The 5,404-nt window shown below is 76.5% G+C and carries 3 protein-coding genes; all 3 read left to right on the top strand.

All coding sequences use genetic code 11. The annotated features are described in order from the left end of the window. Nucleotides 1-103 precede the first annotated feature (103 nt). Genes ACYQ8L_RS17990 through ACYQ8L_RS17980 form a run of 3 tightly spaced genes read left to right on the top strand, consistent with a single transcriptional unit; the run spans nt 104 to nt 5,120 of the window. The gene (locus tag ACYQ8L_RS17990; protein WP_459943201.1) at nt 104-577 is read left to right on the top strand and encodes a hypothetical protein; all 474 of its coding nucleotides are present in this window, start codon (nt 104-106) and stop codon (nt 575-577) included. Next, complete coding sequence (locus ACYQ8L_RS17985; RefSeq protein WP_459943200.1) at nt 562-2,301, top strand: tetratricopeptide repeat protein; 1,740 nt, start codon at nt 562-564, stop codon at nt 2,299-2,301. The genes ACYQ8L_RS17990 and ACYQ8L_RS17985 overlap by 16 nt, the downstream gene beginning before the upstream one ends. After that, the gene (locus tag ACYQ8L_RS17980; RefSeq protein ID WP_459943199.1) at nt 2,298-5,120 is read left to right on the top strand and encodes a tetratricopeptide repeat protein; all 2,823 of its coding nucleotides are present in this window, start codon (nt 2,298-2,300) and stop codon (nt 5,118-5,120) included. Before ACYQ8L_RS17985 ends, ACYQ8L_RS17980 begins: the two co-directional genes overlap by 4 nt. The last annotated feature ends 284 nt before the right edge of the window (nt 5,121-5,404 follow it).

The raw sequence follows: 5,404 nt of genomic DNA, 5'->3' as shown, positions 1-5,404 counted from the left end.
ACGTCCGCGCGGAGGAACGACCCGCGGCCGTTGGAACGATTCACGATTTACGATTCACGGCAGTTGTGCGATTCACGATTTACGGCCTTTATCCGGAGTTCCCGTGAGACGCGTACTGATTCTGGCGATGATGGTTCTGGCCCTCGGGGCTTCGGCCCGGGCCGAGGATCCGGTGGACGCCTACGACGCCCGGCTCGAGGAGATCGCCCGGGAGGTGGAGGCGATCCGCCAAGAACTCGAGGCCGTGGCCCGGGAGGTGGCCTGGGCCGGCATGGCCGAGGCGTTCGTGTTCGTGGAAAAGCCCGACCCGGCCTGGCGCGAGACGGGCGTGGCCGTGGTGGTGGACGGCACCCCGGTCGCCACCCGGGCGTTTCTGCCCGAGGAGTGGGGGCTTCTGGAGAAGGGGATCGCGGTGGAGGTCGCCCGGGTCTGGGTGGCGGCCGGGGAGCACCGGGTGTGGCTCGGGCCGGCCGGCGCGGAGCCGGGGGAGCCCACCGTGCTCGAGGCGGCCGCGGCCCGCCCGGTGGCCTGGGTGGCCGCGGCCGGCGACGAGGGGGTGCGGTGGCGGGCCGAGTAGCCGTCGCGGCCCTGGCGGTGTTCCTGGCGGCCGCCGTTTCGGCCGCGGGGGTGCGGGAGCAGGCCGGGATGGCCCGGGCGCTCCTGGGCGCCGGGCCCGAGGCCCTGGACCTCCTGGGCCGGGATCCGGCGGCCGGGTCCCGGGCCGACCGGTACTTCCGGGCCCTGGCCCTCGACCGGGCCGGGTTCCGGGCCGCGGCCCTGGGGGTGTGGGCCGAGCTTGCCGCGACGGACGGGCCGTTCTCGGGTCCGGCCCTCGAGGCCGCGGTGGACCGGGAGTTCGTCCGGGGCCGGTACGAACGGGTCGCGGCCCTGGCCGCGGCCGCGAACCCCGGCCGGCTCGCCGACCCCGACACCCTTTGGTACCGGGTGGGTCAGAGCCTGCGGATGCTCGGCCGCAACCCGGAGGCGGCCGAGGTCCTGGGCCGGGTGTCCCAAGGCCCCTTCCTTCCCTATGCCCTCCACACGCTCGCCCAGATCCGGTTCGAGGAGGACCGCCACGCCGAGGCCCTGGACCTCCTGGCCCGGGCCGTGGAGGCGGCGCCGGAGCCCCTGGCCGACCGGATCCGGCTGACCCGGGGCCGGATCCTCTACCAGGTGGCCGTGGGGCTCTTGGGCCTCGACCCCGAGGCCCGGGAGCGGGGGCTCCAGGTGGCCCGGGACCAGTTCGGACGAATCCAGCCGGAAAGCCCCTGGTACGCCCAGGCCCTGGAGGGGATGGGGTGGTGCGACCTGGAACTCGGGGCCACGGCCGAGGCCCTGGCCGCGTTCACCCTGGCCGCCGAGCGGGACCCCGACCGGGCGCCCCTGTACCTGTGGGCCCAGGGCCGGGCCTACGAGGCGGCCGGCATCCTGGCCGAGGCGGCCCGGCAGTACGCCGCGGCCCGGGAGGCCGCCCTGGAGCGGGCCGAGGCCCTGGAGGCCCGGGCCGCCGCTCCCGGTCCCGACCCGGTCTGGGCCGCCGAGGCCGGACGGACCGGGCCGGTGGAGAGCCGGATCGAGAACCTGGGCCGCCGGGCGAACGCCCTGCAGGCCGCCCTCGACGTCCGGGAGGCGTTTCTCGCGGCCCGGGCCCGGAGGGTGGACGCGGCCGCCGCCCGGCTGGCCGCGCTCGCCGGGGAACTCGATCACATGAAGGGGGGAATCGCCCAGTACCTCGACCGGGTGAGCGTGGCCGCGCTCGTGCCGGCGGAGGCCCGGCCGCGGATCGCGGCGCTCACGGCCCGCCACCGGGCCCTCGACCGGGAGATCGGCCGGCTCCACGCGGCGGCCCGGGCCCTCGAGGGCCGGGCCCCGGGGGCGGCTCGGACCCTCGAGGCCCGGGTCCTCTCGGCGGCCGCGGGGCTCGCCGGCGCCCGGGCCCGGTTCCTGGAGGGGCTTCGGGACCGGGTGTCCCAGCGCCAGAAGGAACTCGCGGCCCGGATCGGGGAACTCCAGGACGCGGCCCGGGGGGTGGAGCCGGCCGTGGGGGCGGCCCGGGAGGCCGTGGCGGCCCAGGCCCGCGCGGTGGCCGGGGCCCGGGAGCGGCTCCAAGGGCTTCGGGCCCGGCTCGAGGCCGCGGCCGGCCGGCTCGGAGCGCTCCGGGACGAGGCCCTGGCCCGGGGCCGGGACGCCGCGGCCGCCCGGCTGCGGGCCCGGGCGGCCGAGTGGCGCAGGAGGGCCGACCTCTACGCCCTGGACGAGACCCAGGCCCTGCACCTCCTCCGGGAAGGGGGTGGCCAATGAGGGGAGGCGGCCGAACTCTCTGCGCGCTCGGGCTCGGGGCCTTGGGCCTCCTTGCGGCCTGCGCCGGGGCCCCGACCCGGACCGAGGCGCCCCGGCCTGCGGCCGAGGTCGCCCGGGCCCCCGAACCCAAACCCAAGCCCCGGAGCCTCTCCCAGGCCACCCGGGAGGCCCGGGCGAAGCTCGAGGCCCTCCGGAAACGCAGGGCCCAGGCTCCCGAGGCCCCCGCTCCCCGGGACGGGGGGCTCGTGGCCCGCTACGAGGAACTCCTGGCCCGGCCCGGCACCCCGGAAGACCGGAAACCCGAGATCCTGCTTCGGCTCGCCGAACTCGCCTTCGAGGAGGAGTCGGAGGCCCTGCGGCTCGCCTACGAGGGCGAGGCCGACGTCCCCCCCGCCCAGCGGTACGTGCGCACCAAGGCCTACTACGAGCGGCTCGTGACCGCTTACCCGGAGAGCCCCCAGGCCCTGACGGCTTTCTACAACCTGGGCTACGTCTACGGCGAGCGGGGCGAGGTCCGCCGGGCCGCCCAGGCCTACCGGGAGGTGCTCCGCCGGGACCCCGCGACCCCCTACCGGGACGAGATCCACATGCGCCTGGGCGAGGTGGCCTTCGACGACGGGCTCCTGGAGGAGGCGGCCGCCCACTACCGGGCCGTGGCCGAGGGCGGAAAGCCCGAGTACCGGCCGGCCGCCCTCTACAAGCTGGGCTGGTGCTACTTTAATCTCGAGCGCTACCCCGAGGCCGTGGAGGCGTTCCACGGGGTGCTGGCGGACGCCGACCCCTCCCGGGAGGACCTGCGGCGGGAGACCGTGGAGGTGCTGGCCAAGACGCTCCTGGAGTGGGGGGGGCTGGGGGCCCTTCGGGCCTACCTGGACGACCACCCCGAGGTGCGCGACCGGGGGCCCGAACTCTACCGGAAGCTCGGCGACCTCTTCCTCGAGGCGAGCCGGTACGAGGACGCGGTGGCCGCCTACGAGGCCGGGGTCGAGGCGTACCCCGATGCCCCGCTCTGCCTCGAGATGGAGCGGGGCATCCAGGCGGCCTACCGGATCGTGCGCAACGTCGAGGCCACCATGGCCCGGCGGGAGTCGTGGGTGGAGCGCTACGGCCCGGGGTCGGCCTGGGACCGGGCCCACGCGGGCACCGAACTTGCGGCCGAGCGCGACCGCATGGTGGAGGAGGGCCTGCGGCTCGCGGCCCTCTACCGCCACGGACGGGCCCAGCGGGGCCAGGGGGAGATCGGGCGGGCCGTGGCGCTATACTGGGCGTACCTCGACTGGTTCGGCGACCGGACCGAGGAGGGCTACGAGCTCGCCTACCGCTACGCCGACGCGCTGCGGGAGGCCGGGCGGCTCCGGGAGGCGGCCGACGCCTACCGCCGGGTGGCCGAGCGGGCCGACCGCACGAACCGGCGGGAGGATGCGGGGCTGCGGCGGATCGAGGTGCTGGGGCGGCTCGCGGCCGACGACCCGGCCGTGTTCGACGAGTGGATCCGGGCCCACGGGGAGTTCGTGGACGCCAACCCGGACTCGCCCCGGGTGGCCGAGGTGCTCCTGGTGCAGGGCGACCGGCTCCTGGCCGCCGGCCGGCTCGAGGGGGCCCTGGCGGCCTACGAGCGGCTGCGCCGGATGCGGCCCCAGGCGTCCGAGGCCCGCAGGTCGTGGGGCCGCACGGCCACGGCGCTCTTCCGCCTGGAGCGCTACGCCGAGGCCGAGGGGGCGGCCCGCCGGGCCCTGGAGGAACGGCTCCCCCCGGACGAGGAGCGCCAGGCCCGGGAACTCCTGGTGTTCAGCGTGTTCAAGCAGGGGGAGGCGGCCGAGGCCGCCGGCGCGATCGACGAGGCGAACCGCCATTTCCTGCGGCTCGTGGAGGAGTTTCCCCGGGCCGAGGCGGCCCGGATCGCCCTCTACCGCGCGGCAGAGAACCTGCGGGCGGCGGGCCGCGAGGCCGAGGCCGCGGACCTCTACGAGCGGCTGGCGGCCCGGTACCCCGGGTCGGACCACGCCCGGGCCGCCCTGGTCCTGGCGAGCCGGATCCACGAGAGCGGGGGCGACTGGGCCCGGGCGGCCCAGGACCGGGAGGCCCTCGTCCGAGAGGCCCGGGATCCGGCCGAGGCGGCCGACGCGCTCTTCGGCGCGGCCGTGGCCTGGCGAAACGCGGGGGAACCCCTGCGCGCCGCCGAGCGGTTTCGGCAGTTCGCCGAGCGGTTCCCGGAGGACCCCCGGGTGGCCGAGGCCTGGCTCGCCCGGGCCGAGAGCCTGGAGGCGGCCGGCCGGGACCCCGAGCCGGCCTACCGGGCGGCCTGGGACACCCCGGCCGAAGGCCCGGGGGCCTACCACCGGGCCAAGGCGGCCCTGGCCCTGGCCCGGCGCCGGCTTGAGCGGTTCCGGGCGGTGGAACTGCGGGGCGACCTGGAGGCGCGGCTCGCGGAGAAGGAGGAACTCCTGGAGGAGGCGCTCGCCTGGCTCACCCGGGCCGCCGGGGTGCCCTTCGGCGACGTGGTCACCGAGGCCCTGTACCAGGCTGGGGAGGCCTTCGAACACATGAAGGAGGCGCTTCTCGCCTCGGAGCGGCCGGCCGGGCTCACCCCCGAGGAACTCGAGGAGTACAACTTCCTCCTGGAGGAGCGGGCGTTCCCCCTGGAGGAGCGGGCGATTGGGTTCTACCAGAAGGGCGTGGCCGTGGCCCAGAAGACCGGGGTCCACACGACGTGGGTGGACCGGATGTTCGCCCGGCTCGAGGCCCTGGTGCCCTGGGCCTACCAGCGGCCCGAGGAGCCCGTGGCCGCGGCCGACCCGGTGCCGGCGCCGGCCCGGTGATGCTTCGTGGCTCCCGCGCGCCGCAACCCCACCCCCCGGCCGGCCGCGGCGCGGGTGCTTGGAAGCTTCCCAGGGCCCCTTTGGGGCCCCACTGCGCAGGACAGTAACGCCCGAGTCAGGGTTTGGGGGTGGGAGCGGCGTCCACGCCGCGATCCGGGCCGAAGGCCCGAAAGCATGTTGTCGCGGCTTGGAAGCCGCTCCCACAGGTTGGGGCAGCCTGTGGAGCTGGAATCACATATGATTTTAGCGTCAGCGTCCCTGCCTCCCAGCGTCCCAGCGGGAAG

Source organism: Deferrisoma palaeochoriense, from assembly GCF_054656955.1.
This window is presented reverse-complemented; position numbering and strand designations above follow the sequence as displayed.

Bases quoted from the DNA above. Each gene is read 5' to 3' on its own strand.
- ACYQ8L_RS17980 (WP_459943199.1), top strand. From the start codon at position 2,298: ATGAGGGGAGGCGGCCGAACTCTCTGCGCGCTCGGGCTCGGGGCCTTG.